This window comes from Bradyrhizobium sp. USDA 4369, assembly GCF_054056435.1.
The window spans coordinates 7,211,605-7,237,943 of sequence record NZ_JBSRYH010000001.1 but is presented as its reverse complement, the minus strand read 5'-3'; the positions used below and the strand labels follow the sequence as shown (position 1 = coordinate 7,237,943).

General features: G+C 64.5%; 20 protein-coding genes and 7 pseudogenes. 20 read left to right on the top strand and 7 right to left on the bottom strand.

What is annotated here, in order from left to right; translation table 11 throughout:
* Positions 1 to 195 precede the first annotated feature (195 nt).
* From ACVIJ6_RS32895 to ACVIJ6_RS32875, 5 genes are all read left to right on the top strand, one after another.
* Positions 196 to 1,164 (top strand): Bug family tripartite tricarboxylate transporter substrate binding protein, encoded by a 969-nt coding sequence (locus ACVIJ6_RS32895; protein ID WP_456776117.1) that lies wholly within the window; start codon positions 196 to 198, stop codon positions 1,162 to 1,164.
* Positions 1,161 to 1,652 carry a tripartite tricarboxylate transporter TctB family protein gene (locus ACVIJ6_RS32890; RefSeq protein WP_456776116.1) on the top strand — a complete coding sequence of 164 codons (492 nt, stop codon included), beginning with the start codon at positions 1,161 to 1,163 and terminating at the stop codon, positions 1,650 to 1,652. Before ACVIJ6_RS32895 ends, ACVIJ6_RS32890 begins: the two co-directional genes overlap by 4 nt.
* Positions 1,652 to 3,151, top strand: coding sequence for a tripartite tricarboxylate transporter permease (locus tag ACVIJ6_RS32885; protein WP_456776115.1), 1,500 nt, complete (start codon positions 1,652 to 1,654; stop codon positions 3,149 to 3,151). Before ACVIJ6_RS32890 ends, ACVIJ6_RS32885 begins: the two co-directional genes overlap by 1 nt.
* 31 nt (positions 3,152 to 3,182) lie before the next feature.
* Positions 3,183 to 4,118: a hypothetical protein gene (locus ACVIJ6_RS32880; protein ID WP_456776114.1), complete on the top strand. Its 936-nt coding sequence runs from the start codon at positions 3,183 to 3,185 to the stop codon at positions 4,116 to 4,118.
* Positions 4,119 to 4,188: 70 nt separating this feature from the next.
* Positions 4,189 to 4,365, top strand: a complete 177-nt coding sequence (locus ACVIJ6_RS32875) for a hypothetical protein (RefSeq protein ID WP_456777188.1) — start codon at positions 4,189 to 4,191, stop codon at positions 4,363 to 4,365.
* Here the strand turns inward: ACVIJ6_RS32875 and ACVIJ6_RS32870 are convergent.
* Positions 4,291 to 4,498: pseudogene (locus ACVIJ6_RS32870) on the bottom strand (DUF1003 domain-containing protein); the annotation flags it as partial. The gene ACVIJ6_RS32875 and the pseudogene ACVIJ6_RS32870 sit on opposite strands and share 75 nt — an antisense overlap.
* A gap of 191 nt (positions 4,499 to 4,689) precedes the next feature.
* Here ACVIJ6_RS32870 and ACVIJ6_RS32865 point away from each other — a divergent pair.
* Positions 4,690 to 5,973 (top strand): hypothetical protein, encoded by a 1,284-nt coding sequence (locus ACVIJ6_RS32865; protein ID WP_456776113.1) that lies wholly within the window; start codon positions 4,690 to 4,692, stop codon positions 5,971 to 5,973.
* A 327-nt stretch (positions 5,974 to 6,300) separates the two neighbouring features.
* Entirely contained in the window at positions 6,301 to 6,774 is a 474-nt protein-coding gene (locus ACVIJ6_RS32860; RefSeq protein ID WP_456776112.1) for an SgcJ/EcaC family oxidoreductase, read from the top strand.
* Between the two features lie 146 nt (positions 6,775 to 6,920).
* Here ACVIJ6_RS32860 and ACVIJ6_RS32855 read toward each other — a convergent pair whose 3' ends face one another.
* The gene (locus tag ACVIJ6_RS32855; RefSeq protein ID WP_456776111.1) at positions 6,921 to 8,408 is read right to left on the bottom strand and encodes a DHA2 family efflux MFS transporter permease subunit; all 1,488 of its coding nucleotides are present in this window, start codon (positions 8,406 to 8,408) and stop codon (positions 6,921 to 6,923) included.
* A gap of 138 nt (positions 8,409 to 8,546) precedes the next feature.
* Between ACVIJ6_RS32855 and ACVIJ6_RS32850 the strand changes: the two genes are divergently transcribed.
* The 6 genes and pseudogenes from ACVIJ6_RS32850 to guaA all read left to right on the top strand — a co-directional run bounded on the left by ACVIJ6_RS32850 (position 8,547) and on the right by guaA (position 15,472).
* Positions 8,547 to 8,795 carry a hypothetical protein gene (locus ACVIJ6_RS32850; protein ID WP_012043707.1) on the top strand — a complete coding sequence of 83 codons (249 nt, stop codon included), beginning with the start codon at positions 8,547 to 8,549 and terminating at the stop codon, positions 8,793 to 8,795.
* A 279-nt stretch (positions 8,796 to 9,074) separates the two neighbouring features.
* The gene (gene guaB, locus ACVIJ6_RS32845) at positions 9,075 to 10,562 is read left to right on the top strand and encodes an IMP dehydrogenase (RefSeq protein WP_012043708.1); all 1,488 of its coding nucleotides are present in this window, start codon (positions 9,075 to 9,077) and stop codon (positions 10,560 to 10,562) included.
* Positions 10,563 to 10,720: 158 nt separating this feature from the next.
* Complete coding sequence (locus ACVIJ6_RS32840; RefSeq protein ID WP_456776110.1) at positions 10,721 to 11,743, top strand: NADP-dependent oxidoreductase; 1,023 nt, start codon at positions 10,721 to 10,723, stop codon at positions 11,741 to 11,743.
* Between the two features lie 151 nt (positions 11,744 to 11,894).
* Positions 11,895 to 12,233, top strand: a complete 339-nt coding sequence (locus ACVIJ6_RS32835) for an MAPEG family protein (RefSeq protein ID WP_456776109.1) — start codon at positions 11,895 to 11,897, stop codon at positions 12,231 to 12,233.
* Between the two features lie 15 nt (positions 12,234 to 12,248).
* Positions 12,249 to 13,550, top strand: coding sequence for an RsmB/NOP family class I SAM-dependent RNA methyltransferase (locus ACVIJ6_RS32830; RefSeq protein WP_456776108.1), 1,302 nt, complete (start codon positions 12,249 to 12,251; stop codon positions 13,548 to 13,550).
* 304 nt (positions 13,551 to 13,854) lie between these two features.
* Positions 13,855 to 15,472 (top strand): annotated as a pseudogene (guaA, locus tag ACVIJ6_RS32825) (glutamine-hydrolyzing GMP synthase).
* A gap of 44 nt (positions 15,473 to 15,516) precedes the next feature.
* Here the strand turns inward: guaA and ACVIJ6_RS32820 are convergent.
* The gene (locus ACVIJ6_RS32820) at positions 15,517 to 15,735 is read right to left on the bottom strand and encodes a hypothetical protein (protein ID WP_456776107.1); all 219 of its coding nucleotides are present in this window, start codon (positions 15,733 to 15,735) and stop codon (positions 15,517 to 15,519) included.
* A 28-nt stretch (positions 15,736 to 15,763) separates the two neighbouring features.
* Here ACVIJ6_RS32820 and ACVIJ6_RS32815 point away from each other — a divergent pair.
* Positions 15,764 to 17,020 (top strand): annotated as a pseudogene (locus ACVIJ6_RS32815) (tyrosine-type recombinase/integrase).
* Between the two features lie 114 nt (positions 17,021 to 17,134).
* Here ACVIJ6_RS32815 and mobQ read toward each other — a convergent pair.
* The 3 genes and pseudogenes from mobQ to istA form a co-directional block, all read right to left on the bottom strand.
* Positions 17,135 to 17,962, bottom strand: a pseudogene (mobQ, locus tag ACVIJ6_RS32810) (MobQ family relaxase); the annotation flags it as partial.
* Between the two features lie 119 nt (positions 17,963 to 18,081).
* The gene (gene istB / locus ACVIJ6_RS32805) at positions 18,082 to 18,906 is read right to left on the bottom strand and encodes an IS21-like element helper ATPase IstB (RefSeq protein WP_456771792.1); all 825 of its coding nucleotides are present in this window, start codon (positions 18,904 to 18,906) and stop codon (positions 18,082 to 18,084) included.
* A pseudogene (istA, locus tag ACVIJ6_RS32800) lies at positions 18,903 to 20,436 on the bottom strand (IS21 family transposase). Before istA ends, istB begins: the two are co-directional and overlap by 4 nt.
* A 394-nt stretch (positions 20,437 to 20,830) precedes the next feature.
* Between istA and ACVIJ6_RS32795 the strand changes: the two are divergent.
* The 4 genes and pseudogenes from ACVIJ6_RS32795 to ACVIJ6_RS32780 all read left to right on the top strand — a co-directional run.
* Entirely contained in the window at positions 20,831 to 21,157 is a 327-nt protein-coding gene (locus ACVIJ6_RS32795) for a conjugal transfer protein TraD (protein WP_456776106.1), read from the top strand.
* Position 21,158: 1 nt separating this feature from the next.
* A complete protein-coding gene (locus tag ACVIJ6_RS32790) occupies positions 21,159 to 21,410 on the top strand; it encodes a conjugal transfer protein TraD (protein WP_456776105.1) in 252 nt (83 codons plus the stop codon).
* An 81-nt stretch (positions 21,411 to 21,491) separates the two neighbouring features.
* Positions 21,492 to 21,958 (top strand): annotated as a pseudogene (locus tag ACVIJ6_RS32785) (IS481 family transposase); the annotation flags it as partial.
* 55 nt (positions 21,959 to 22,013) lie between these two features.
* Positions 22,014 to 22,144, top strand: a pseudogene (locus ACVIJ6_RS32780) (acetyl-CoA C-acetyltransferase); the annotation flags it as partial.
* 645 nt (positions 22,145 to 22,789) lie between these two features.
* On the opposite strand, the gene ACVIJ6_RS32775 reads toward ACVIJ6_RS32780, so the two are convergent.
* A complete protein-coding gene (locus tag ACVIJ6_RS32775) occupies positions 22,790 to 24,205 on the bottom strand; it encodes an amidase (protein WP_456776104.1) in 1,416 nt (471 codons plus the stop codon).
* A 191-nt stretch (positions 24,206 to 24,396) separates the two neighbouring features.
* Here ACVIJ6_RS32775 and ACVIJ6_RS32770 point away from each other — a divergent pair, with 191 nt between their 5' ends.
* Positions 24,397 to 25,374, top strand: a complete 978-nt coding sequence (locus ACVIJ6_RS32770; protein WP_456776103.1) for a phosphotransferase — start codon at positions 24,397 to 24,399, stop codon at positions 25,372 to 25,374.
* 10 nt (positions 25,375 to 25,384) lie between these two features.
* Positions 25,385 to 26,317: a phosphotransferase gene (locus ACVIJ6_RS32765; protein WP_456776102.1), complete on the top strand. Its 933-nt coding sequence runs from the start codon at positions 25,385 to 25,387 to the stop codon at positions 26,315 to 26,317.
* The last annotated feature ends 22 nt before the right edge of the window (positions 26,318 to 26,339 follow it).

The window sequence follows — 26,339 nt, the reverse complement described above, 5'->3', positions numbered from 1 at the left end:
GAGGGTGCGCCATCCTGTCGCAGGGTGGCGCCTTGAATGCCCCCGCTTTGGCTGTAAGCTATTGCATTATCTTGAGAATTCGAAGGCGACGATGGAGCGCGGCGATCGCCGCAGGCTGGCCAACCTGGCCGTATCGCTGCTTTCGAAACGCAATATCAAGAAACGAGAGCCGCGTGGCCGGCCGTGGAGGGGTCCTTGAAGTCGTTTTGTGCGCGCCTGTGCGGCGCAGCTGTCGCGTTGATCGTCCTGGCCGGCGCCCCGGCCTCTGCCCAGCAGCTTGAACTGAAGGTGATGGCGCCTGCGGCGCCCGGCGGCGGCTGGGACCAGACCGCGCGGGCGATGCAGCAGGCCTTCGTCGCATCCGGCGTGGCGCGCAGCGTCCAGGTCACCAACGTGGCCGGCGCGGGCGGGACCGTCGGCATCGCGCAGTTCGTCAACGGTGCCAAGGGCGACGGCAACCAGCTGATGGTCAACGGCTTCGTCATGGTCGGCGCGCTCGCGATGAACAAGTCGCCGGTGACGCTCGAGCAGGTGACACCGATCGCGCGCCTGACCGAGGAGATTCAGGTCATCGTCGTGCCGGCGAATTCGCCGATCAAGACCGCGCAGGATCTCGCGGCGGCGCTGAAGGCCGACATCGCCAAGGTGACCTTTGCCGGCGGCTCGGCGGGCGGCGTCGATCACGTGATGGCCGCGCTGTTCGCCGGCACCGTCGGCGCCGACGCCAAGAAGGTCAACTACATCCCGTTCTCGGGGGGCGGCGAGTCACTGGCCGCGATCCTCGGCGGCAAGGTCACGGCCGGCATCTCCGGCCTGTCCGAATATGACGGGCAGATCAAGAGCGGCAAGCTGCGCGCGATCGGCGTCTCCTCGGAAAACCGTATCCCCGGCGTCGACATTCCGACCTTCAAGGAGCAGGGCATCGATCTCGTGCTCGCCAATTGGCGTTCGGTCGTCGCACCGCCCGCCATCACGCCGGAGCAGAAGAAGACGCTGGCCGACGCGGTCGAGAAGATGGTGAAGTCGGATGCCTGGAAGGACATCCTGAAGCAGAAGGGCTGGGATGATGCCTATCTGCCCGGCGATGCCTTCGCCGAGTTCCTGAAAAAGGAAAACATCCGCGTCACCGACGTGCTGAAGTCGGTCGGCCTCGTCAAGTCATGACGACGGAGAGCGCCGGCACGCAGCCATCCTCGCGAGGCATCGACAAGACCGGCATCGTCATCGCAGGCTTGCTGGCCGCCGTCGCATTGGTGCTCGTCTACGACGCCAACCAGATCCCGGCGACCACCATGTACGGCATGGGCCCGCAGGTCATGCCGGTCGTGATCGCGATCGGGCTCGGCATCCTGGCGCTGGCCAATCTGGTCGACGCTGTCCGAGGCAACCTGCCGCCGCGCGAGAGCGCCGATCCGGTCGCGGTGCTGCTGATCCTGGCGGGCCTTGCGCTGTTGATCGCCGTCATCGGCTTCGGCGGCGGCTTCATCCTGGCGACGACCGCGCTGTTCGTGACGACCTCGGCCGCGTTCGGCCGCCGCGCCTTCGTCACCGATCTCGTCATCGGCGCCGTGCTGACGACCCTGATCTATCTCGCCTTCGACCGTCTGCTCACCCTGAGCCTTCCCGCCGGTCCGCTCGAAAGACTGCTCTGATGGACACTTTCGCCGCGCTCGCACATGGGATGGCGATCGCCGTCCAGCCCATGAACCTGCTCTATGCGCTGATCGGCGTGTTCCTGGGCACGGCGGTCGGCGTCCTGCCGGGCATCGGGCCGGCGCTCACCGTCGCGCTGCTCCTGCCGGTGACCTACAAGCTCGATCCCGGCGGCTCGCTGATCATGTTCGCCGGCATCTATTACGGCGGCATGTATGGCGGATCGACCACCGCGATCCTGATCAACACGCCCGGCGAGAGCGCCTCGATGGCGACCGCGCTGGAGGGCAACAAGATGGCCAAGGCCGGCCGCGGCGGCCCGGCGCTGGCGACCTCGGCGATCGGCTCCTTTGTCGCCGGCACCATCGCCAGCATCGGGCTGGCGTTCCTGTCGCCTTATCTCGTCGATATCGCCGTGCGCTTCGGTCCGGAGGATTACTTCGCGCTGATGTGCGTCGCCTTCGTCACGGTGTCCGCGACCTTCGGCGACTCACCGATCCGCGGGCTCACCAGCCTGTTCATCGGGCTGACGCTGGGCCTGGTCGGGATCGACAAGCTCACCGGCCAGGCGCGGCTCGCCTTCGGCGTGCCCGAGCTGCTCGACGGCGTCGAGGTGACGACCTTGGCGGTCGGCCTGTTCGCGGTCGGCGAGGCGCTCTACGTCGCCTCGCGGCGGCATCACAGCGAGGAGAAGATCGAGGCCGTGAAGGGCTCGCTGTGGATGACGCGCGAGGACTGGAAGCGCTCGTGGAAGCCGTGGCTGCGCGGCACCGCGTTCGGCTTTCCGATCGGCGCGCTGCCGGCCGGCGGCGCGGAGATTCCGACCTTCCTGTCCTATTCGACCGAGAAGCGGCTGACCAAATATCCGGAGCAGTTCGGCAAGGGGGCGATCGAAGGCGTCGCCGGTCCGGAGGCCGCGAACAATGCCTCGGCCGCCGGCACGCTGGTGCCGCTCTTGACCCTAGGTCTGCCGACCTCGGCGACCGCCGCGATGATGCTCGCCGGCTTCCAGCAATATGGCCTCAATCCAGGACCGCTGCTGTTCGCCGAGCGGCCTGATCTGGTGTGGGGCCTGATCGCGAGCCTGTTCATCGCCAACACGATGCTGCTGGTGCTCAACCTGCCGCTGGTGGGGCTCTGGGTAAGGCTGCTGAAGATTCCGACGCCGTGGCTCTATGCCGGCATCCTCGTGTTCGCGACCATGGGCACGATCGCGGCGAAACCATCGGTGGTCGAGCTGTCGATGCTCGCCGGCTTCGGCGTGCTCGGCTTCCTGATGCGGCGGTTCGACTTTCCGATCGCGCCTGTTGTCGTCGGCCTGATCCTCGGGCCGATCGCGGAGAGCCAGTTGCGCCGCGCGCTCGCGATCAGCCTCGGCGATCCCATGACCTTGCTGCAATCGCCGATCTCGGCGACGCTGCTCGTGGTCGCGCTGATTGCGCTGATCGCGCCGTTCATCTTGAAGGGACTCGGCCGCTTCAAGGCGAATGAGGACTGAGTGTGGCTTGCGAGTGGGAAACGTCGGCGCAATGAGGCTCCTCCCCATGGTGATGCTGATGATGGCGGTGTTGGGCGGCGTGCCGCCTGCGCAGGCCGAGGTCTCGTTCTGTCCCGGTCTGATGAAGGCGGTCGGGGCGAAGCTTGCCGGGCGCGAGGCGGCGTTCATCCGCAGCTACGAGCCTGCGGCCGATGAGGAGGGGCTGCCGCTCGGGCTGTCAACGACCGCGTTCGTGTACGACAATGCGTTGGCGGCGATCGCACTGGTCGCCTGTGGTCATGTGACCGAGGCGCGGGCCATCGGCAACGCGCTGGTCCATGCCGCCTCCCACGATCGCACCTTCGACGATGGCCGGCTGCGCAATGCCTATCGCGCCGGCGCCGTCGGTCCGGGCGCGGCCCTGTTGCCGGGATGGTGGGACAATCGGAAAAACATCTGGGGCGAGGATGCCGCGCAGGACGGCACATCGACCGGTAACGTCGCCTGGGCGGCGCTCGCGCTCCTGACCCTGCATCGAGAAACCGGCGAGGCGGACTACCTGTCAAGCGCGCGGCGATTGATGGACTGGATCATTGCCAACGCAAGCAACGGGACGGATGGATTCAGCGGCGGCTTCCACGGCTACGATCCGCAGCAGGTGCGCTTGACCTGGATGTCGACCGAGCACAATGCCGACGTCCATGTCTGGGTCGAGGGCACGGCGCAGGCAGCGCTGGCCTATCGCATGACCGGCAATTCCTCCGCGAGCGAGCGGCTGTTGGCCGGCTTGCGGGCCGACCGCACCCCGACGGGACTGCTGAACGCGACGCGCAGCGCGCGCCTGACCACCGGCCTGTCGATCGATCCGAGCGGCGCCACCACCATTCCGGACTTCTTCTACTACAAGCGGCCGCATCTCGGCGCGACCGCCTGGGCCGTGCTGGCCGAGACCGGCTGGAATCCCTTCACCGGCGCGAGGGTGCCCTGACGTTTCCGGCGCCCCCTCATGACGCCGCAGTGCTGTCGACCGATCTCGGGTTCGGCTCGAGCTCCTGGTGATGACGCTGCGGCTCGATCCCTCGCGGGCGCGCGACCGCATTCTGTTCGAGGCCACCGCCGCGTTGTTGCTGCTCGTCTACACGCCGTGGCTGTCGTCCCTCGCCGGGGACGAGATGCAGGTTGGCGACGATCCAGAAGCCGAAGACAGCGAGATGCAGATCGACGAAGATCATTGATCCAGTGAAGCGTGTGATCGCGTCGGCGACCTTCTGCTGCGTCGTTGCTGTCGTCTCCTCGCGCTTCCGGCGGTCGACCAGCGCCTGACTGTTGCGTTCTCGGGGCAGGACGCGGTGCAAGCTCTTCGGTCATGCGATCAGAACGAAACCTCGCGGCCACGCGTTCCATCGTTCGGTCGCCAGCCCGTGCCGCTTCGCCGATGTGGCCTCCAGGCCACGCTCGCCCAATCTTGGGCGGTCTCCATCATTTGGCGGAGGCGTCTGGCTTTCGCAATTTGGCAAGCAGCAACCTCGCTGTTTTTCGGATTGCAGATAGGAATGGCCATGAGCACCGCGCTTCGTCGTAACGTGTCGATCCTCAGCCTCGTGCTTGCCTCCGCAAGCGCCTCGGCTGCGGAGGTCGAGGATATGAATGCCCGGCTGACGAGGCTGGAGCGGGAGAATGCAGCGATGCGGATGGAGAACGCCGCGCTGCGCCAAAACAAGCGGCTGCGTGACGAAAACGGCAGGCTGCGTTCGGCGCAGGGCGCTGAAGCCGTACGATCCGCCACGTCCGGCGGCTTCGGCCGGCCTGCCGCCGATCGCAGCGCGGCGTCCACTTCGCCGCGGCTGGGACTGGACGACAGAGATCCCTATCGCAGCTTTGCGTCGGCAGATGGTTCCAGCGCGTACAAGGCACCGGCGCGTCCAGCCGGGGGCGTGCTGAAGATCTGGGGTGAGGGCGGCGCCATATGGAGCGGTGGCGATCGGTTCTTCCAGGATGCGGGCACGCCGCTCGCTGTATTTCCCAACACGACCGTGTCCCCACCGCTCGATCTGACGCCCAAGGTCGGCTGGGACGTCGCCACCGGCTTTGACTATCTGATCGCCGGCTCACCATGGCACGTCAGCGGCCAGCTCCGCTATGCTCAGAGCGGCCAGGCCAGCGCACAAATCCTGTCGTCCGGACGGCTGGATCTTGGACGGGGCCGCGTCATCACGGCATCTGATACGTTCGGGGCGACCTATCAGGAATCGCGGTGGCTGGCTGATATCGCCATCGGGCGCGACGTGTTCGGAACCGGACCGGGGGCGCTGCAGGTCAAGGGCGGACTGCGGCTGCTCGACTTCGAAACCCGTGCGACCAGCTCCGATCTGCTGCGACAGAATGCGAGCATCGTCGATGTCGGCAACCTGGTCTTCACCAACGTCGATGCTACCCAGGCGAACGACGGCGAGAATCGCAACAGCTTTTTTGGCGCCGGCCCGCGTGTCGGCCTGGAAGGCTCGATTCCGTTCGCCGGCCGCTGGTCGCTGGACTATCTCAGCGACGTGGCCGTGCTGTTCGGCGTTCAGCGCAACGTCATCAACAGCAGGTCCCAGTCATCCGCCAGCGTGCCGGGACTGGCGCAACCAGGCACCAGCTTCACCGTCTCCACGGAGCGCAACACCGCGCTGTTCAATGCCGATTTGCAGTTCGGCCTGTCGTATTGGATCACCGAGAATGTCAAGCTCGGCGGAAGCTACCGCGTCGATGCTTTGATCAACACGCAGGATACGGCATTCACGCCGAACCGCTTCACGCACGGCCCGCGGCTGACAGTGACGGGACAGTTCCATGCGCGATGAGTTCAGTGCGCGGGTGGCCTATTGTATGCCAAGGATACAGTTCGGATCCTGAAAGGCCGCCTTGCATGTGAGGTGTTCTGCTCTCGCGGGTTGCGCGGAGTTTTGCAGACAAGAGGAGGATTGGAAGCGGCGGCAGGTGTACGAGGTGGATCGCTGTCATGAAATCGTAGTCTACGCGTGCCGCGAGCAAGTGAGACTGATCCTAACAACTAATGAGTGTGATATCGGATTTCGCTGTCAGACATGTTCGTTAAAGTGTCGCAGCCTCTTGCTGATCGACCGCGTGTTCTTACGTGCTGATCACTGTCCAGCAGGAGAACGACAGACGTGTCTACCATCGTTAAGTCCACCGTATCCGCTCTTCTCGTTTTGGTGTCCGCGAGCGCCGTCCAGGCCAAGAGCATGGAATGTCCTACGACATCCGAAGCTCAAATCGAAGGCTTGTTCACAAGCTTCAACGATGCCTGGGCGACCAAGGATCCGGAAAAGGTGACTGCACTTTTCACCAGGAAGCCGGTACTGCTCGCGACCGTGTCGAACACGCCGCGCACCACACCGGAGGAGGTTAAGGACTACTTCGTCAAATTCCTCAAGAGCAGCCCGGTCGGTCGCATCGATACATCGACGATCGAGCTGGACTGCAACACGGCGACGCGTCTCGGCACCTGGACGGTGACGTTGACCGATCCTGCAACGGGCGCCAAGTCTGACGTCAAGGCACGCTACTCGTTCATCTATCGCTACGAGGACGGCGCCTGGAAGATCGACCATCTGCACTCATCGATGATGCCGGAGAAGTAGTCGGCCTCTCCTCGGCTGGACCCGCTCCATGCGGAGCGGGTCCAGCATCGTCGCCCGGATGCGCGCAACGATAGCGAGATCCCATCGATGCTCGTCGATGTCCGGGCGTCGCTTCCGCCCGGGCCCGATGACGGAGCCGCGATCAACTAACCCAGCCGCTGATCGCGCGCGTCATGCGTAGTTTCGCTGGCCGATTTGGTCGCTGCCTTCTCCACGCCTCTCTCGGCGCCCTTGCGGCTGGCGATGGCCGCGACCTTGCGGCCTGAGATCTCGCTACCCGCATCATCCGGCATTTGCCAGAAGAAGAACGACGACAGCGCCGAGGTGATGGCGACGACGATGAAGGCCGGCGCGAAAGAGGTGTCGGTCAGCTGGCTCGCACCATGCGCCCACATCGTGGTCTCCACGGAGAACGCGCCGACGGCGACGCCGGCAGAGATCGCGAGCTGCTGGTTGACGCTGGTGAGCGTGGTGGCGCGGCTCATCTGCGCGGTCTCGACCTCGGCATAGGCCACGGTATTGATCGCGGTGAATTGCAGCGAGCGGAAGAAGCCGCCGACAAACAGGATGATGACGATCAGGAGCAGCGGCGTCGCCGGCGTGAACAGCGCGCAGGCGGCCAGGAAGACCGAACTGACGACCGCGTTGACGGTCATCAGGTGGCGGAAGCCGAAGGCGCGGATGAGGCGCGCGGCCAAGGCCTTCATGCCCATCGCGCCGGCGGAAGACCCGAAAGTGACGAGGCCGGACTGGAACGGCGACAGGCCGAAGCCGAGCTGCATCAGCAGCGGCAGCAGGAAGGGCAGGGCGCCGATGCCCAGCCGGAACATGAATCCGCCGACGATCGAGGCCCGCAAGGTCGGCAGCCGCAGCAGCGAGAAGTCGAGCACTGGCGAATTGGTCCGCCAGGAGTGGCGGACGTAGAGCGTCATCGAGATCGCGCCGATCGCGACCAGGCTCGCCACCACCGACCACGGCAGCAAATTGAGCCCCGCGACCGAGAGTCCGAAGGCGAGACCGGCGAGGCCAATGCCCGCGAGCACCATGCCATAGAGGTCGAACGGCTCGGGATTGTCGGCCTTGATCGGATCGATGAAGCGCAGCGCCATGATGATGCCGACGATGCCGATCGGAATGTTGATCAGGAAGATCCAGTGCCAGGAGAAATAGGTGGTGATGAAGCCGCCGACCGGCGGCCCGATGACCGGACCGATCAGTGCGGGGATGGTGACCCAGGCCATGGCGCCGACTAGCGCGCTCTTGTCGACCGAGCGCAGCAGCACGAGCCGGCCGACCGGCGTCATCATCGCGCCGCCCATGCCCTGCAGGATGCGCGCGAACACGAAGTTCTCGACCGAGTTCGCCAGCGCGCAGCCGATCGAGCCGATCATGAACACCGCGACCGCGCTGGAGAACACCCGACGCGCGCCAAAACGGTCGGCGGTCCAGCCGCTCGCGGGGATGAATACCGCCAGCGACAAGAGATAGGAGGTGATGGCGAGCTTCAGGGTCAGCGGACTGGTGCCGATGTCCCTGGCGATCGCCGGCAGCGAGGTCGCGATGACCGTGGAGTCCATGTTCTCCATGAACAGGGCGGTGGCGACGATCAGCGGAATGATGCGTTGCTTGTTCATCTGCGGCGCGAAGGGAGGGCTGGGCAAGGCGGGCGCTGCGGCTTTAACACCCTGCGACGAACGAGGCCATTGCACCGGCCGCATGGCCCACTAGATGCAGCGCGACGCTGTCGCGTCCCCGTTCTTGGAGATGTGCCGATGATCTACCTGCTCGCTGCCCTGGTGCCGCCGCTAGGCTTGTTGTTCAACGGGCAGCCGTTCGCGGCCGTGTTCAATCTGGCGCTGTGCGTGGTGTGTCTGGTCCTTGGCCTGTTCTTCCACGTGCTGCTGCTGGTGCCCTCGGCGCACGCCTTGATCGCCGTGCACATGCGGCGCGAGGACCGGCGCCACCGCGAGGTGGTCGACGCGATCCGGCGTTACGGGCCGCCGCCGGGCGCGTGGCGCTGAGGTCCACGGCGGCGCTACCGAAGCGGAACTTCCGCTCCGGAATCGCGCCCCGCGCGATCTTTTATTGCTTGGGATGCGAAAATTAAGGCTCTCCGCCGCCATCCCGCGTAATCGCCGGATGGTGACGGATCGGCCCTTTGATTCGTCACAGGCCCATGCTATCGACCCGCGTCAACCCCACCGATGGGCATCGATTCGACGGCGAGGCATGGTCTCGACGGCGCCGCCGCTCATCCGCATCAGCATCGCGGCCGTTTTGCCGCAGACAAGGAGTTGACGATGGCGACCGTGCAGACACTTCGCGAAGCCTTTACCTTCGACGACGTGCTCTTGAAGCCGGGCCTCTCCGATGTGCTTCCCTCAGAGGTCGACATCCGCTCGCGCGTGACGCGCGAAATCCCGCTCAACATTCCGATCATGGCCTCCGCCATGGATACCGTCACCGAGGCGCGCATGGCGATCGCGATGGCGCAGGCCGGCGGTATCGGCGTCATCCACCGCAATTTCGATCCCGAGGGCCAGGCCGCGCAGGTCCGCCAGGTCAAGAAGTTCGAATCCGGCATGGTGGTGAACCCGCTGACCATCGCGCCCGACGCGACGCTCGCCGACGCGCTGGCGCTGATGAAGGATTACGGCTTCTCCGGCATTCCCGTCGTGACCGGCGGCGGCAAAGGCATTCCGGGCAAGCTGGTCGGCATCCTCACCAACCGTGACGTGCGCTTCGCCACCGATCCGCGGCAGAAGATCTCCGAGCTGATGACGCATGAGAACCTCGTCACCGTGCGCGAGGGCGTCGGCCAGGACGAGGCCAAGAAGATCCTGCACAAGCACCGCATCGAGAAGCTGCTCGTCGTCGACGATCAGTATCGCTGCGTCGGCCTGATTACCGTCAAGGACATGGAGAAGGCGGTCGCGCATCCCTTGGCCTGCAAGGACTCGCAGGGCCGGCTGCGCGTCGCGGCGGCGACGACCGTGGGCGAGGGCGGCTTCGAGCGCACCGAGAAGCTGATCGAGGCCGGCGTCGACCTCGTCGTGGTCGACACCGCGCATGGCCATTCCTCGCGTGTGCTGGAAGCCGTCAACCGCATCAAGCGCATCTCCAATGCCGTGCAGGTGATCGCCGGCAACATCGCCACCCGCGACGGCGCGCAGGCGCTGATCGATGCCGGTGCTGACGCGGTCAAGGTCGGCATCGGCCCGGGCTCGATCTGCACCACGCGCATCGTTGCCGGCGTCGGCGTGCCGCAGCTCACCGCGATCATGGACGCGGTCGAGGCAGCCAAGAAGGCCGACGTGCCTGTCATCGCCGACGGCGGCATCAAGTTCTCCGGCGACCTCGCCAAGGCGCTGGCCGCTGGTGCCGACGTCGCCATGGTCGGCTCGCTGCTCGCCGGCACCGACGAGACGCCGGGCGAAGTGTTCCTGTGGCAGGGCCGCTCCTACAAGGCCTATCGCGGCATGGGCTCGGTCGGCGCGATGGCCCGCGGCTCGGCCGACCGCTACTTCCAGCAGGACATCAAGGATACGCTCAAGCTCGTGCCCGAGGGCATCGAGGGTCAGGTGCCGTACAAGGGCCCGGTCGGCAATGTCATGCACCAGCTCGCCGGCGGTCTCCGTGCGGCCATGGGCTATGTCGGCGCCAAGGATCTCGGCGAATTCCACGGCAAGGCCGAATTCGTCCGCATCACCGGTGCCGGCTTGCGCGAAAGCCACGTCCACGACGTGACGATCACCCGCGAGAGCCCGAACTATCCGGGCGGGGCGTAAGAACTAAGGGAGTCCCGCTCTCTCCGTCATTGCGAGCGAAGCGAAGCAATCCAGGGGCGGCGCGCGCAGCCCTGGATTGCTTCGTCGCTTCGCTCCTCGCAATGACGGTGCTCCTGGGAGCATAAAGGCGTCACAACCAACAAAAGAGGAAACATTCCATGTCCCAAGCCAAGCGCATCGTGCTCGCGGCCCGTCCTGTCGGCGAGCCCAAGCCCAGCGATTTCCGCCTCGAGGAGCACGCCATTCCGACACCCGGTGCCGGCGAGGTGCTGCTGCGCACGATCTGGCTGTCGCTCGATCCCTATATGCGCGGGCGCATGAGCGACGGCCCGTCTTATGCCCAGCCGGTGCCGATCGGCGGCGTGATGGAGGCGGGCACCGTGTGCGAGGTGGTGGCCTCCCACAATCCGGGCTTTGCGGTGGGCGACATCGTGCTGGCGTATGCTGGCTGGCAGACGCATGCGATCTCCGACGGCAAGGGCCTTACCAAGGTCGATCCCAAGCTGGCGCCGATCTCGACCGCAGTCGGCGTGCTCGGCATGCCCGGCATGACCGCCTATACCGGCCTGCTCGACATCGGCCAGCCCAAGCCGGGTGAGACGGTGGTGGTCGCCGCGGCCTCCGGCGCGGTCGGCTCGGCCGTCGGCCAGATCGCCAGGATCAAGGGCGCCCGCGCCATCGGCATCGCCGGCGGCAAGGACAAATGCGACTACGTCCGATCCGAGTTCGGCTTCGACGACTGCCTCGACCATCGCGATCCTGACCTCGCCGCCAAGCTCAAGGAAGCCTGCCCCAAGGGCATCGACGTCTATTTCGAGAATGTCGGCGGCCCGGTGTTCGAGGCGGTGTTCCCGCTGTTCAACGCCTTCGCCCGCATGCCGGTCTGCGGCCTGATCGCCCATTACAACGACACCCAGTCGGTCGCGCCGAAATGGGCCGGTGCGTTGATGCGCAACGTCCTGACCAAGCGGCTCACCATCCGCGGCTTCATCGTCTCGGATTTCGCCAGCCGGCATGGCGACTTCCTGAAGGACATGTCGGCCTGGGTCCGCGACGGCAAGGTCAAGTACAAGGAGCACGTCACCGAGGGCCTGGAGAACGCGCCCACGGCGTTCATGGGCCTCTTGAAGGGCGCCAATTTCGGCAAGCAGCTGGTGCGGGTCGGACCGGACAAGGCCTGAGCCGAAGCGGCTGGCCACAGCTGATATGAAAGTTCAGCGGAGCCGTAAAATCACGGGAACCAGGAGCGCTTATCGGGAGTCCTGAGGGAACCGGTTCAATTCGCGCGGCCCGGCACCACGCCGGGCCGTCGACCTTTCAAGGGGGATTTTGATGTCGCTGACCATGGTTCTGCTGCCCGTCTTCGTCGAGGTCGGGCTGACTTTCGCGCTCTTGTTCTGGACCAAGGGCCGCGCCAAGACGGCTGATGCCGCTGAGGAATTCGGCCTGCCGACGCTGTTTTATGTGCTGATCGCGCTGGCGCTGCCGCTGCGCCATGCCGATCTGGCGATCGTGCTGCTGTCGTGGGTGTTCGTGGTCACCCGCTTCGTCAATGCCGGGCTCGTCCGTGGCGCGGACGGCCGCCAGCGCTCGCTCGCCTGGACCGCCTCGGCGCTGGTGCTGCTGGCCATGTGGTTGTATTTCGCGCTGAAGATGCTGCTTCTTCTCTAGCTTGGATTGTTCTCAATGACCCCCGCCGCCCGGCTGTCCGCCGCCATCGACATCATCGAGACCATCGAGGCCGACAGGGCACCGGCGGCCAAGGCCCTGAAGGACTGGGGCACCAGCCACCGCTTCGCCGGCTCCGGCGACCGCGCCGCCATCGCCGGCCTGGTCTGGGATGTGCTGCGCCGCCGCTCCTCCAGCGCCTGGGTGATGGAGGACGACAGCGCCCGCGCCCGCGTGCTCGGCATGCTCAAGCTCGAGCGTGGCCTGGATGTCCCGACCATCGGCGCAATGTGCGACGGCAGCCGCTTCGCGCCGGCGTCGCTCACCGACCAGGAGGAGCGGGCGCTGGCCTCGCGCACCACCGAGGGCGCGCCGCCGCCGGTCGCGGGCGACTATCCCGACTGGCTCGACCCTTATCTCGCCGCCGTGTTCGGCAATGACCGCGTCGCCGAGGCCATGGCGATGGCCAGCCGTGCGCCGCTCGACCTGCGCGTCAACACGCTGAAAGCCAAGCGCGAGAAGGTACAGGCCTCGCTGAAGCATCTCGGCGCGGTGCCGACGCCGTGGTCGCCGATCGGCCTGCGCATCACGCTCGGCGCCGACGCGCGCAATCCCGGCATCCATGCCGAGGAGGATTTCATCAAGGGCGCCATCGAGGTCCAGGACGAGGGCTCGCAGCTCGCGGCGCTGTTCACCGCCGCCAAGCCCGGCGAGCAGGTGATCGATCTCTGCGCCGGCGCCGGCGGCAAGACGCTCGCTCTGGCGGCGATGATGGGCGGCAAGGGCCGGCTGATCGCCACCGACGACGACAAGCGCCAGCTCGCGCCGATCCATGAGCGGCTGTCGCGCGCCGGCGTTCACAATGCCGATGTCCGCAGCCCGAAGGGCGACGCCGATCCGCTCGCCGACATCAGGGCTTCGGCCGATGTTGTCGTCATCGACGCCCCCTGCACGGGTACCGGCACCTGGCGCCGCAACCCCGACGCCAAATGGCGCATGCGCCCCGGCGCGCTCGAGATCCGGCTGAAGGACCAGGCCGAAGTGCTTGATCGCGCAGCAGGTCTGGTCAAGCCCGGCGGCCGCATCGCCTACATCACCTGCTCGGTGCTGCCTCCGGAAAACGGCGACCAGGTCCGCAGCTTCGTCGTCCGCCACCCGGAGTTTTCCATCCAGCCCCCCGACCAGACCGCCAGTGTCCTCTGGGACAAGGCCGAGGCCTTCGCCGAGGCCGCGCTGAAGTCAGACGAAGGCTGGCTGATGACCCCCCGCCGCACGGGGACGGACGGCTTCTTCGTCTCGGTGCTGAAGAAGCAGGCGTAAACCCCAGCGATGACTGCCGCGGCCCACCCACCGCTGTCGTTCCGGGCAAGGCCCTCGCGCGCAGCGCGTGGGGCGCCGACCCGGGACCCATACTCCGCGGCCGTCGTGAGGCGCGAGATGGAGCGGCCAGCGTGCCCGAGCCGCGCGTCCTGTGGCTATGGATCCCGGCTCGGCGCGTGCCGGCGCAATGCTTGCGCATTGCCCCAGCCCGCTTGGCTGGGACGACAGCGGTGGGGGCGACGCAGCGGTGAATCGCCCGCTTGCGAGGGTTGCGAGTCCCCCCGCCGCGGCGTAATTCCTTGCCATGACAGCCCAAGACAACTCCCCGCCCAACACCCCCGACAGCGCCGCCGCCGACACCTCGGTGGCCGCGCTCCATGACAAGATCCTGATCGTCGATTTCGGCAGCCAGGTCACGCAGCTGATTGCGCGCCGGGTGCGCGAGGACGGCGTGTATTGCGAGATCGTGCCGTTCCAGAAGGCGGAGGCCGCCTTCCGGCAGATGAACCCCAAGGCCGTCATCCTCTCCGGCGGCCCTGAATCCGTCCACGAGGCAGGCTCGCCGCGGGCCCCGCAGCTGATCTTCGATAGCGGCGTCCCGGTGATGGGCATCTGCTACGGCCAGATGACGATGGCCGCCCAGCTCGGCGGCACCGTCGAGGGCGGCCACCACCGCGAGTTCGGCCGCGCCGATGTCGAGGTCAAGACATCGAGCCTGCTGTTCGATGGCGTCTGGCAGCCGGGCGAGCGGCACCAGGTGTGGATGAGCCATGGCGACCGCATCACCCAGATGCCGCCGGGCTTCTCCGTCGCCGGTGTCTCGCCGAACGCGCCCTTCGCCGTGATCCAGGACGAGCGGCGCAAGTATTACGGCCTGATGTTCCACCCCGAGGTGGTGCACACGCCCGACGGCGCCAAGCTGATCCGCAACTTCGTCCGCAACATCGCCGGCCTCGGCGGCGACTGGACCATGCACGCCTTCCGCGCGGAGGAGATCAAGAAGATCCGCGCCCAGGTGGGCAAGGGCAAGGTGATCTGCGGCCTCTCCGGCGGCGTCGATTCCGCCGTTGCCGCGGTGCTGATCCACGAGGCGATCGGCGACCAGCTCACTTGCGTGTTCGTCGACCACGGCCTGCTCAGGCTCAATGAGGCCGAAACCGTCGTCGACCTGTTCCGGCACCACTACAACATCCCCCTGGTGCATGTGGACGCCTCAAAACTCTTCCTTGGCGAACTCGCAGGCGTCACCGACCCCGAAGCGAAGCGCAAGACCATCGGACGACTCTTCATCGACGTGTTCGAGGCGGAGGCGAAGAAGATCGGTGGCGCCGATTTCCTGGCGCAGGGCACGCTCTACCCCGACGTGATCGAGAGCGTCTCCTTCACCGGCGGCCCCTCGGTGACGATCAAGTCGCACCACAATGTCGGCGGCCTGCCGGCGCGCATGAACATGAAGCTGGTCGAGCCGCTGCGCGAGCTGTTCAAGGACGAGGTCCGCGTGCTTGGCCGCGAGCTCGGCCTTCCCGATGTGTTTCGTCGGCCGCCACCCGTTCCCGGGCCCCGGCCTTGCCATCCGGTGCCCCGGCGAGATCACCACCGACAAGCTCGACATCCTGCGGAAAGCGGACGCCATCTACATCGACGAGATCCGCAAAGCCGGCCTCTACGACACCATCTGGCAGGCCTTCGCCGTGCTGCTCCCGGTCAAGACCGTCGGCGTCATGGGCGACGGCCGCACCTACGACTACGTCGTGGGCCTGCGCGCCGTCACCTCCACCGACGGCATGACCGCCGACTTCTATCCGTTCGACATGAAGTTCCTCGGCAACACCGCCACGCGCATCATTAACGAGGTGAAGGGCGTGAATCGGGTGGTGTACGACGTGACATCAAAGCCGCCGGGGACGATTGAGTGGGAATAATTCGCGCCTATCCGAAGCTCGCCGGATCTGTCCAAATCTACGCTCTAACCATCTGAAATCAAAAATAGATTTTGCCGATACCTATCGCGGACTATCGGTGGACGATGGTCGCGCGTGCCGGACTGTTTGACGGCATCGGCTTCCATATTCCCACCCCCGTTTTGATCGATACCGTCAGCTCGAAATGAGCCCTGACGGTATTTTTTGGTCCAACCAATTGAAAGAGCGTCGCTTTCCTTCAGATCCGCGGCCGAAATCGGCATGACGGTATCGAACCCAGAAGGCCGACAAATGCTGACCGATGCCGCGCTTAAGCATCTGAGACCAAAGGAAAAATCCTACAAGGTGACCGACCGGGACGGCATGTACGTCCTCGTCAGCACGAAGGGCTCGATCTCGTTCCGGCTCGACTATCGGATGAACGGACGCAGGGAGACCATCACCTTCGGCAAATACGGTCCGGCCGACCTGTCGCTTGCGCGAGCAAGAGAGCTCTGCATCGACGCCAGGCGCGCCATCAAGGAAGGGCGTTCGCCAGCCATTGAGAAGCAGCGCGCAAAACGACGCCTGATGGAGGCCAAGGCATTCGGCGAGTTCGGTGAGAAGTGGCTCACGGGCGCTCCCATGGCTGACAGCACGCGGGCAATGCGCCGTTCAATTTTCGAGCGCGAACTGCTGCCGCCTTGGCGCAGGCGCTTGTTGTCCGAAATCACGCCGGACGATTTGCGGAAGCATTGTGCGGCAATCGTCGATCGGGGAGCGCCGGCAACCGCGCTCCACGTGCGCGATATCGTCAAGCAGATCTATGGCTTTGCGATTCTGCACGGGGAGAAGGTCGCCAATCCAGCTGACGACGTCGGTCCATCCTCCATCGCGCAGTTCGTGCCCCGCGATCGCTCGCTGTCGCCCACAGAAATCCGCATCATGCTCAAGCAGCTGGAACACGTTCCGACGCTGCCAACCATCCGGCTGGGCGTAAGGCTCTATCTTCTCTCCATGGTGCGGAAAAGCGAATTACAGGATGCGACCTGGGATGAGGTCGACTTCGAGAATGCCGTCTGGACCATCCCGAAGGAGCGGATGAAGCGGTCGAAGGCGCACAATGTGTACCTGTCGCGCCAGATGCTCGATATCTTCATCGCGCTGAAAACCTGCGCCGGCAACTCCAGATAGGTACTTCCATCCCGATATGATGCCGACAGCCCGATGTCGCGCGCGACCTTCAATCGTGTCACCACCGCGGTCGTCGAGCGCGTTCGGAACGAGGGGCTGCCGCTCGAACATTTCACGGTCCACGACCTCAGGCGGACAGCGTCGACGCTGCTCAACGAGCTCGGGTTCAACAGCGATTGGATCGAGAAGTGCCTGGCGCACGAGGATGGTAGCTCGTCGCGCGGGGTCTACAACAAGGCGGAGTACGAGCTGCAGCGCCGGCACATGATGCAGGAGTGGTCGAACATCATCGACGCGTGGGTCGGAGGTCAAAAATACGCGCCAACCCTCATTCCGCCTTCGATGCCGATCTTCGAGCCCGACCCGGCCCTTTGACCGGGCGGCTTTGTTGCAGTTTCACGTCTGGATGTGGAGCACGGGTGAGGGGAGTGCTCCGGCGCAGCGAAAGCCAGGCCTCCACCTCACTCAGGTCCCACACAACGCAGCGAGGAGAGAGCGCGAAGCCCGGTGCACGAACTTTGCCAGGTCGCGCCGTGCGAAGGTCGATTGCTGCTGCGCGATCGCGTCCAGCCCAAGGGAGGGATCGGCGATGATCCGCTCGCCATTGCCGCGCGCAATCTCGCGGTGCATCGCGGCACGGTCGGCCTCACCGCCTTCGCCTGCGAAGCCCCGAACCTCAATCCGTTTGGCCGGCGCACCGATATGGCTTTGCGGCTCCAGCGCGATGCCCTGAGCTTCGAGACTGCGATGGTCGATATGCGCGTCGATGTCGAGCTCGGCCAATCGCTCATTAGCAAGCTCAGCCCAACGTTCACGCCAGCGTCCGACCATCTCGGTGCGGTTCCAATCTCGCACCTTCCGGCCAAACCCGGTCTCGTCCACCGCGCGCATGGTCAGCATGACATGGGCATGGGGTTTGGGCATGCCGTCCTCGGCCATGTCCCAATGCACATTGAGGTCGGCGATCATGCCCAGACCCACGAACTCGCCCCGAACGAAATCCCGGGCCAGCTCGATCCCCTGCGTCTCGCTCAGCTCGCGCGGAAGGGCGAATTCGACCTCGCGGGCCAGCTGGGCATCTTTTCGGCCTTCGACCGCTTCGACGTCGTTCCAGAGCCGTCCCCGGTTGCCCCATGCTTGCGGCGCGTTCTCTGGCAGCATCACCTCGGAATGGACGACGCCGCGTTTGGCGCAAAAGTCCTGATCGCGGCCCAAGCGCTCGTCGCGCAGCCGCGAGGCCGAGCGATAGGCGGCTGACGCCACCGCACTGCTTCCGGCCTTCCGGCCAATGACCTTGTGTAGCGCGACGATCAGGATGAGAACTGGGCGTCAATCTGGATGAGAAGATTGGGGCCGGGATCCTGGGATCATTGTCGCGGACGTCCGGCTTGGCAAGTGCTGATTGACGCTGGGCGACAATCAGCGGTGCGGCAGCGTCAATCAGCGGAGCTTTGAACCTCCTTCGGCGTAGCATGGACTGGTGGCCGGCTGGCGCCGCGCTTGCGGCCGAGGGCGGCCTTGCGGCGGTAGCTCTCGACGTTCATCTCGATGATCGTGGCGTGGTGGACGAGGCGGTCGACGGCGGCGAGCGTCATGGCCTGATCGGGGAAGATGCGGCCCCACTCGCCGAACGGCTGGTTGGCGGTGATCAGGAGCGAGCGCCGCTCGTAGCGGGTGGCTATCAGCTCGAACAGCACGCTGGTCTCGGCCTGATCCTTGGAGACGTAGGTGATGTCGTCGAGGATCAGCAGGTCATAGCGATCAAGCTTGGCGATCGCGGATTCCAGAGCCAGTTCACGCCGCGCCACCTGCAGCTGCTGCACGAGGTCCGTCGTGCGCGTGAACAGGACGCGCCAGCCGTTCTCGACGAGGGCAAGCCCGATCGCCGCGCTGAGATGGCTCTTGCCGCCGCCGGGCGGACCGAACAGCAACAGATTGGCCCCGGTCTCGAGCCAGACGTCACCTGCGGCGAGTGCCATCACCTGCGCCTTGGACAGCGTCGGCACGCTCTCGAAGTCGAATGTCGCGAGCGTCTTGCCCGCAGGCAGGCGTGCCTCCGTCATGTGCCGCTCGATGCGGCGACGGCCACGATCGGCCACCTCGTGTTCGGCGAGCGTGGCGAGGAAGCGCGCCGCGGGCCAGCCTTCCTTGTCAGATTGCGCGGCGAGCTTTGGCCAGATCGCCTTGACGCTCGGCAAGCGCAACTCTGTGAGAAGGAGTTCGACACGCGCGGCATCGATGGATGTGGTCGTGCTGGTCATGCTGCATCTCCCGTATTCGAGGTTGCCGGCACGAAGCCGATGGACGCCAGTTCGTCGTAGGCGGCGAGCGGTGCGAGCTCGACGGCGACGTGCGGGATCGCGGCCTGCTCCGGGCGAAAGCGGATGCGCAACGCGGCAAGGTCAGGCAGCCGTCCCGCATCGAGATCTCTGGCGACGACTCTCGGCAAGCTCTGCCTCGCAGGCCCGCTCGTGAGCGAGGGCGAGAAGCTCGACCGTCACCTTGCAGGCATGACGATCGTCATATCGTTCCTGCAGAGTCTCGAACGCGCGTCGATAGGCGGCCCGTGGGAACAGCTGATCGCGATAGACGAGATTGGCGAGCGCCATCGGCTTGCGCCGCAGGGCGTGGATGACGTGCCGATAGTCGACGACATGTCCGCCCTTTTTGTCCGACACCGGACGACCACGACGCAGCGTCGCGACCTGCGTGGTGCCTATGAAGCATTCGAGGCGATCATCGTAGATGCGCACGCGCAGACGATGACCGATCAGCTTCGACGGCACCGTGTAGAACACGCGGCGCAGGATGAAGCCGCCCGACGAGGTCACGTGGATCACCTTCTCCTCGAAGTCACTGCTGCGACCTCTCGGCAGTGGCGCCAGCGTCTCCTTCTCGATTGCGATCCGCTTGACGAGATGGGCGTTGCGCCGGCCGACGACCATGTCGACGAAGGCGCGATAGGCATCGAGGTCGGCGAAGTCGCGCGTCCCCCGCAAAAGCAGCGCGTCCTCCAGCGTCTTCTTGAGATGGCCATGTGGGCTCTCGATCGAACCGTTCTCATGCGCGATGCCGGCATTGTTGCGGGTCGCCACCATGCCGTAATGCCGCATCAGTTCGTCGTAGCGTTGCGTGATGTCCTCGCGCGCATCGATCGTGAGGTTGCGGAACGCTGCCGACAGGCTGTCGCTGCGATGCTCTCTGGGGACGCCGCCGAGCGCCCACAGCGCATTCTGCAGGCCTTCGGCCAATGCGACGAAGCTCTCGCCACCGAGCACGACATGGGCGTGCGCGAAGCCGGAGAACGCCAACCGGAAGTGATAGAGCCGGTGGTCGAGCGCCACGCCCGCGATGGTGATACCCAGCACGCCGGCATCGGTGAAGTCCGACAGGCCGAGCCGCCCGGGCTCATGCTCCTGGCGGAAGATGACGTCCTGCTCGGGCCCATTGAAGGCGCGCCAGGCCGTGATGCGCCGCTCCAGCGTGCGGCGGATGTTGGGATTGAGATCGGGATGGCGCCGGCGCAGCTCCTCCAGCACACCGACCGCCCGGATACCCGGTGCGGCCTTCAGGATCGGCTCGATCTCGGCGTCCCAATAGGGCGCCAGCGGATCAGGCCGCCGCCGGCCACGCGGCTCCTGCTTCTGCGACGGCAGCCGCGGATCGGCCTCGATCCGGTAGGCACTCGCCGTCGAAAACCCGGCTTTGGCCGCCGCGGCCTCGGCCGATAACGTCAATCGGTAACTCATGTATAGCCTCATCTGGTGGTCGGTGATGTGGAGGCCAGGCAAGCCGTCGATCCTCTCTTGTCGAGACGAATCAACAGCTTGCGCTAACCACACCCGGCCGCCAGACGGCCTGAAAGGGACGCGCCGCCGGCGGGAGCGGTCCTCCGGTCGGGCTACGCCCTCCCTTCGTCCCGCTCCCGCCGGCACTCTCTCATCCTGATTGTCGCTGGGTTCTCACCTTGATTGTCGTCGCGCAGACCTTGACGTGAAGATGATAGATCGCCATCGCGATCAGATCACTGGCACAGCGAAGCGCACGTCGGAACGACGTATAAGCGCGCCCTCCCTCGGAAAAATCTCGGGAGGGACTATCTCGTCCCAAGCCGTCCCAATGACCTTGCAGCATTGCGCCCGTCGCGACGCTATCAATTCTCCATCGAGATTCATGGAGACCACGATGCGCAAACCGCGAGACTCTGATGCTGACTTGAAGGCGCTCGAAGACAAGGCGTGCGGACTCAAAATCCGCAAGGTTCGCCAGCTCGGCGAATTGGTTATCGCCACCGGGGCTGACACGCTGACCGCTGAGGAACTGGCGGGCGCGTTGATTGTGTTGGCAGAGACAAAAGAGGCCGGAAAGAGGGAGGCATGGGCCAAGCGTGGGGGCGCGTTTTTTCACAGCCGATCGCGTCGAAATACACCAACAGCTGACCGCGACTTGGACCGCGTTCCGGCGCCACCGAACGGTGCGCAACCGGTATCACGCCGCAAGGGCACGACATGACATGCGGACGTGGCAGGTCGAACGCCGCAAGCGTACGCGGCACCTGATCGAACTTGGCGACCCCCTCATCAAGGCTCGCGTCGTGGAGTTGACCGGCGACGACCGTGCCATGATTTGCTGCGCGCTACTTCGGATGGCTGCCAAAATCGAAGGTGACCAGAGCGAACATGCTCGTAAGCTTTGGGCCGAAAAAGGAATGCTGAATGCATCTCGAATGCCTTCTACAGCAAGACCCGAGGAAACCTGCGGCTGATGGTTTCGACTTCGAGAAGTGATCGGAGAAAAAGTCGAGGACCTGGTGATCGTTCTCATGAACCGCGCCTGCGGCGCCTGAAGGATCGAGGCCCTGCGCCGCACGGGTAAGCAGATTGCCGTCGAGGTCAAGGCGTCGCCAGCCACGGTCAGGCGTGTTCTGCGACGGCTGGGGTTGAACCGGATGGGTGATCCTGAGCCTGCTGAACCGGAGCGCCGCTATGAGCGTGACACCCCAGGCAAGAATCTTCACATCAACATCATAAGCTCGAGCGTGTCGGCCGCCGCATCACTGGTGATCGGACTGGTTGGAACAAGAGCCGCGGCGCAAGCTGGGATTTTGTCCACGTCTGCATCGACGATACATTCTGTGTCGCCTTGTCCAAGGTCAAGCCCGATGAAACGGCAGATAGCGCCGTTCCGTTTCTCAAGGCCGCTGTAACCTATTACAGGAGCCTGGGTGTCTCCGTCACACGCGTCATGACCGACAATGGGAGCTTCTACCAGGCGTGCGCCTTCCGCGACGCTTTTCGGGACCTCCGCATCAAAGCATTACACAATCTATATTGTGCGAACACTGCTGCTCAATATCTCAAAATTGGAAACTAGACGCTCCCTCTCCGATCGCGAGGGCCTGCCGGTGAAGGCGGTGATCAGCGGCCACGCCACGCACAGCCAGGAACCACAAGGGTTCACGACGGCGCCGATCCCGCTATCAGAAAACTGCTAGACAGAGATCGATGCTAGGCAGTTCGAGGCTCTTCAGCCCGACCATGATCTCGCTCGCGAACAGTCGCGATCAGATCGTTTCCATGAAATCGACGAGGGCGCCTTCGTGTATCTCCCTCTCGCCGGCGACCAGGCCCGCGTCGGTGGGCGGCGCGAGATACTCGTCGACCGGTCGTGTATCTGGGACGCAGGCGGTCCAGGCAGCGACACCTTCGAGCTCGCGGGGCGAGGGGGCCGCTGCGGCACGCGCACGAATGCGACCACCGCCGCTGGCTCGTCCGCCCCCGCCGAATAATTCAAGCACTTAGCTGCAGTCGTGACGCGGTGGCGTGGCCTCATTTAAAGGTCATTTTACAGTTCTGTTCTGGCTTCAAGCTTCAGGACCGCAGCTCGGCGGGCTGAATATCGCGACCCAAGCAATGCGAGTCGCGAGTGGCCTCGTCGTCCTTTAAGGAGTGGCCGGTCACGGCAGCTACCTGCGGCACGGTCGCGCCCGCGATAGGCCCGCCGCACCACGGCCGTGCCGCGCAGGTCGTGAAAGGTAAGGCCGCTGGTGGCGGCGCGGTCGCTGGCTCTCCTCCAGGGGCGCGCGAAAGCCGTCGAACGCCTAGGGACGACCGATCGTGTTCGTCAGGATTGCCGCGCCGACGGCTACAAGGGCCAGTCGAAGCGGAGGTCCCGCGCGGCTTCGCAGAACGCAGCCGCCTGCAGAACACGCCAATCATCATGACGACGGCCGATGAGCTGAATGCCTATCGGCAGCCGCTCCTTGTTGAAGCCGCCGCAAACAACTGCGGCGGGCTGTCCTGTCTGATTGAACATCGAGGTAAATGTGATCAGGGCATAAGGGTTTTCTGGATCCGGAGAAATGTCGTTCGCGGCGAAGGACACCACAGGCACCGCGGGCATGATGACGATGTCGTAGGGGGCGGTACGCGCGACGACAGTTGCCTTGGCCCGATCGATCTCGTCGCTTGCGGCCAAAAATGCCTCGGCAGACAGCGAGCGCGTTTGCGCGATTGTCTGCTGTATCGCCGGATGAAGCTGAGAGCGCTCCTCGTCCGACAGGTGCGCGGCCTCATGTCCGGCGCGACTTCCGAATATCTTGACAAAGGCGTCGGTGGGATCGAGGTCGACCAGCGGGCCAACGGTCGCGATTTCTGCACCGGCTTCTGCAAGGAATGATGCCGCGCGCAGACAAGCCTGTGCAATCGCGGGTTCAGCTCGTTTTCCAAATCCCATATCGTCGACGACGCCGACCCGCCATCCCTTCAGATTCGGTATCGACAGATCATCGTAGGTCACCGCATCGGGGGGCAGGGATCCGAAATCACGTGCATCAGGCCCGGTCAGAACTCTGAACAGAAGAGCGACATCCTCGATGCTGCGCGCAATCGGTCCAGCGCTCCGCATGGTGCTCGGCGGCAGATGAGGGATGCGTCCTTGTGTCGGCTTCAGCGTCGCGAGCCCGCAGAGCGCCGCCGGCATGCGAACGGATCCGGCGAGATCCGTACCCACGGTCAGTGGCCCGAGCCGTGCGGCAACGGCTGCCGCACTGCCGCTCGAGGAGCCTCCTGTATTCATCGCGATGTTCCACGGATTGTGTGTCGTGCCATAGGCGCTGCTTACGCCCGCGCCGAGCAGCCCGAAATCCGGCATTGTCGTCTTGCCGAACAGGATCGCGCCGCTCTCAGCGAGACGCGCCGCCGGAGGTGCGTTGACCTGCGAGGGACCGCGTTGGCGAAATGGGGCGGCGCCGCGGTACATCGGCATTCCCGCCACGGCAATGCTGTCCTTGATCGAAACGGGCACTCCGTCGAGAGCGCCCAAGGGAGCGCTGCGATGCCAGCGATCTTCGGACGCGCGCGCTGCCTGCAGGGCCGCATCCGAGGCGGTGAAGAAGAATGCGTTGAGTGTCGGGTTCAGATGCTCGGTACGCGCCAGGATCGCGCGCGTCACTTCAACAGGCGAGAACGCTCGGCTGCGATAGCCGGCAACCAGCTTTGTCGCTGACATGTCGCACAGATCAGATGAACCGGAAGCATGAGGAGTAACGGTGGGTGTCATCGGTGAGGCGCCTGATGTATTTGGATTTGAGGTTATTTGTGTAATCTAGACGAGGCCGGAAAGACTTCGCAATCGCGAAGTCGCTGGGTGTATGAGGAAAAACGCGGCTGCGACGCCGAAACTTTGCGCTTGTCAATTTAAGGATTTGTGCCAATTTGTGCAAAATTAGACCTCACTGGGGCGGTCATTCGATGCAGCTTTTCAACGATTCTCAAATGCGTGCGGAGGCTGCTGCTGACGTGATCGGGGGCCGGATTGGTACGCCGTTAACGCTGTCTCGCCTGTTGCCGAGCATTGCGGTGCCGCTTCATTTGGCCTTGGATGCCGCCCCCTACCTCGTCAGCAAAGCCTCCGGCGAGCCGGTTGGCTTTCTCAAGGTCTACGAACTCGAGACGGCGCCTTTTGTGGATTGGGCATCTGTGGTCGCGGGTAGCCGTAGGATGGCTGAGCTCCAGCTCGGGCCGGCGCTGCTCGATTGCAGCGAAGAGCAGGGAGCGTTGCTCTATGAGTGGCTGTCTCCTGCCGAGTGGAGAATGGCTCGCCGTGAGAATTGCGATCGTGAGTCGACTCTCGTGGCCATTTTAGCGGCGAAGCGAACGCTGCATCGCAGTGAGCCTGTGCCTGTCACGCGAAGCCCCTTCGATGTGATCCGGCACTATCTCGAAATGATGCGGTCAATCAATTCGCCCGGAGGAGGTGTGTTGAATGATGATCGGGCCGTGCGCGAACTGGGTCCTTGGATCGAGCGGATTGCTGCCGGTTTAGCTGGCGCGGGCTGCGATCCCGGGCCGATTCACGGCGAAGGGGCTCTGAGCAACGTGATGTTGAATGATGGGGGCGGTGTGCGGCTGGTCGACTGCGATCGAGTCGTAAATGCCGACCCGCATTACGATCTCGCTTCCCTGTGCCTCGAGCTTTGCAGTTTTGACACGGAAGTGGAGCACGTCGTCGCGCTCTATGAGGGTAAGGCCAATTTGCAATCAAGTGCGCGGGTCCGCCTGTATATGGTGGTTGACGATTTCCTGTGGGGCTGCTGGTCGCTGATCAAGCACTGCACCTCTCCCCGTTCGAGCTCGGTCGAATTCTACAAATATGCGCAGAACCGCTTCTTGCGCTGTCGGTATTGGCTATCCCGCTGGGATACCGCGGCCTTGTTGCGTCAGATGTGAGGGCGTCACCATGAGCGGTCGTCTTGAACAGTCCCCGGAGGAGATCGAGCTGGAGCGTAGGCTTCAGCAGGTCCCGTCATGGGCTGGCCGAAAAATGAACATCTCTCGTATTCACGCCGGCATCACCAATCTCAATTGGATTGTGTCGCTCGACGGTGAGAGTGTTCGGTATTTTGCCAAGGTGCCGGGTGCGAACACCGAGCTCTTTATCGATCGCTCATTGGCTCAGGAGGCAGCCGAGAAGGCCGCCGGAGCGGGCTGTGCGCCCGGTGTCGTGTTCGTCGCGGCCGATAGCGGTGTGGAGGTGCACGAGTTTCTGGAGGGGTATCGTAGCTGCAGCGTCGCCGATCTTCTTGATCCAGAGGTACGCCGCAATGTTGCGGCAGCGTATCGATCGATCCATGCCACACAGAGCCTGTCGCGTACGAAGACGGGATTTGAGCAGCTTCGCGAGCGTCTGTCTCAAGTACGTCAGCATGACGGGCGGCTTCCGCGCGATCTCGATTACCTGCTGTGGCAATGCGATCGCGCCGAGCGAGCCATCTCCGCTGCGGGAATGGACCTGTGCATGTGTTTCAACGACGCGTATGTGACGAACTATATGGTCGACGCTGGGCGCCGTGTCAAAATCATTGATTGGGAATATGCCTCGAACAATGATCCATATTGGGATCTCTCTCTGTTCGCAGGGGAGACCTTTCTCGATGAATCGGCTCTGAGGGAGCTCATCGAGCATCACGACGGCGCCTATAGCAGGCAGGCGGAGGCGCGCATCGTCCTGTATGGCGGTGTCGGAATGCTGACGTGGTCGTTCTGGGCTGCGCTGCAATCCAGGATCTCAAGCCTGCCATTCGACTTCGCCAAATATGCGGAACTCCTCGCTCTTCGGGCGCGCGCCGCAATGCTGTCGCCGCGTTGGGAAGAGGCGCTGCTTGCGCTGTAAATATCGTGCTTGTTGTCCAGTC

Bases quoted from the DNA above. Each gene is read 5' to 3' on its own strand.
- ACVIJ6_RS32775 (WP_456776104.1), bottom strand. From the start codon at position 24,205: ATGACACCCACCGTTACTCCTCATGCTTCCGGTTCATCTGATCTGTGC.
- ACVIJ6_RS32795 (WP_456776106.1), top strand. From the start codon at position 20,831: ATGCGCAAACCGCGAGACTCTGATGCTGACTTGAAGGCGCTCGAAGAC.
- ACVIJ6_RS32765 (WP_456776102.1), top strand. From the start codon at position 25,385: ATGAGCGGTCGTCTTGAACAGTCCCCGGAGGAGATCGAGCTGGAGCGT.
- ACVIJ6_RS32855 (WP_456776111.1), bottom strand. From the start codon at position 8,408: ATGAACAAGCAACGCATCATTCCGCTGATCGTCGCCACCGCCCTGTTC.
- ACVIJ6_RS32840 (WP_456776110.1), top strand. From the start codon at position 10,721: ATGTCCCAAGCCAAGCGCATCGTGCTCGCGGCCCGTCCTGTCGGCGAG.
- ACVIJ6_RS32835 (WP_456776109.1), top strand. From the start codon at position 11,895: ATGTCGCTGACCATGGTTCTGCTGCCCGTCTTCGTCGAGGTCGGGCTG.
- istB (WP_456771792.1), bottom strand. From the start codon at position 18,906: ATGACCAGCACGACCACATCCATCGATGCCGCGCGTGTCGAACTCCTT.
- ACVIJ6_RS32770 (WP_456776103.1), top strand. From the start codon at position 24,397: ATGCAGCTTTTCAACGATTCTCAAATGCGTGCGGAGGCTGCTGCTGAC.
- ACVIJ6_RS32820 (WP_456776107.1), bottom strand. From the start codon at position 15,735: ATGCCGATTTCGGCCGCGGATCTGAAGGAAAGCGACGCTCTTTCAATT.
- ACVIJ6_RS32890 (WP_456776116.1), top strand. From the start codon at position 1,161: ATGACGACGGAGAGCGCCGGCACGCAGCCATCCTCGCGAGGCATCGAC.
- ACVIJ6_RS32830 (WP_456776108.1), top strand. From the start codon at position 12,249: ATGACCCCCGCCGCCCGGCTGTCCGCCGCCATCGACATCATCGAGACC.
- ACVIJ6_RS32865 (WP_456776113.1), top strand. From the start codon at position 4,690: ATGAGCACCGCGCTTCGTCGTAACGTGTCGATCCTCAGCCTCGTGCTT.
- ACVIJ6_RS32885 (WP_456776115.1), top strand. From the start codon at position 1,652: ATGGACACTTTCGCCGCGCTCGCACATGGGATGGCGATCGCCGTCCAG.
- ACVIJ6_RS32875 (WP_456777188.1), top strand. From the start codon at position 4,189: ATGACGCTGCGGCTCGATCCCTCGCGGGCGCGCGACCGCATTCTGTTC.
- ACVIJ6_RS32880 (WP_456776114.1), top strand. From the start codon at position 3,183: ATGAGGCTCCTCCCCATGGTGATGCTGATGATGGCGGTGTTGGGCGGC.
- ACVIJ6_RS32790 (WP_456776105.1), top strand. From the start codon at position 21,159: ATGCGGACGTGGCAGGTCGAACGCCGCAAGCGTACGCGGCACCTGATC.
- ACVIJ6_RS32850 (WP_012043707.1), top strand. From the start codon at position 8,547: ATGATCTACCTGCTCGCTGCCCTGGTGCCGCCGCTAGGCTTGTTGTTC.
- guaB (WP_012043708.1), top strand. From the start codon at position 9,075: ATGGCGACCGTGCAGACACTTCGCGAAGCCTTTACCTTCGACGACGTG.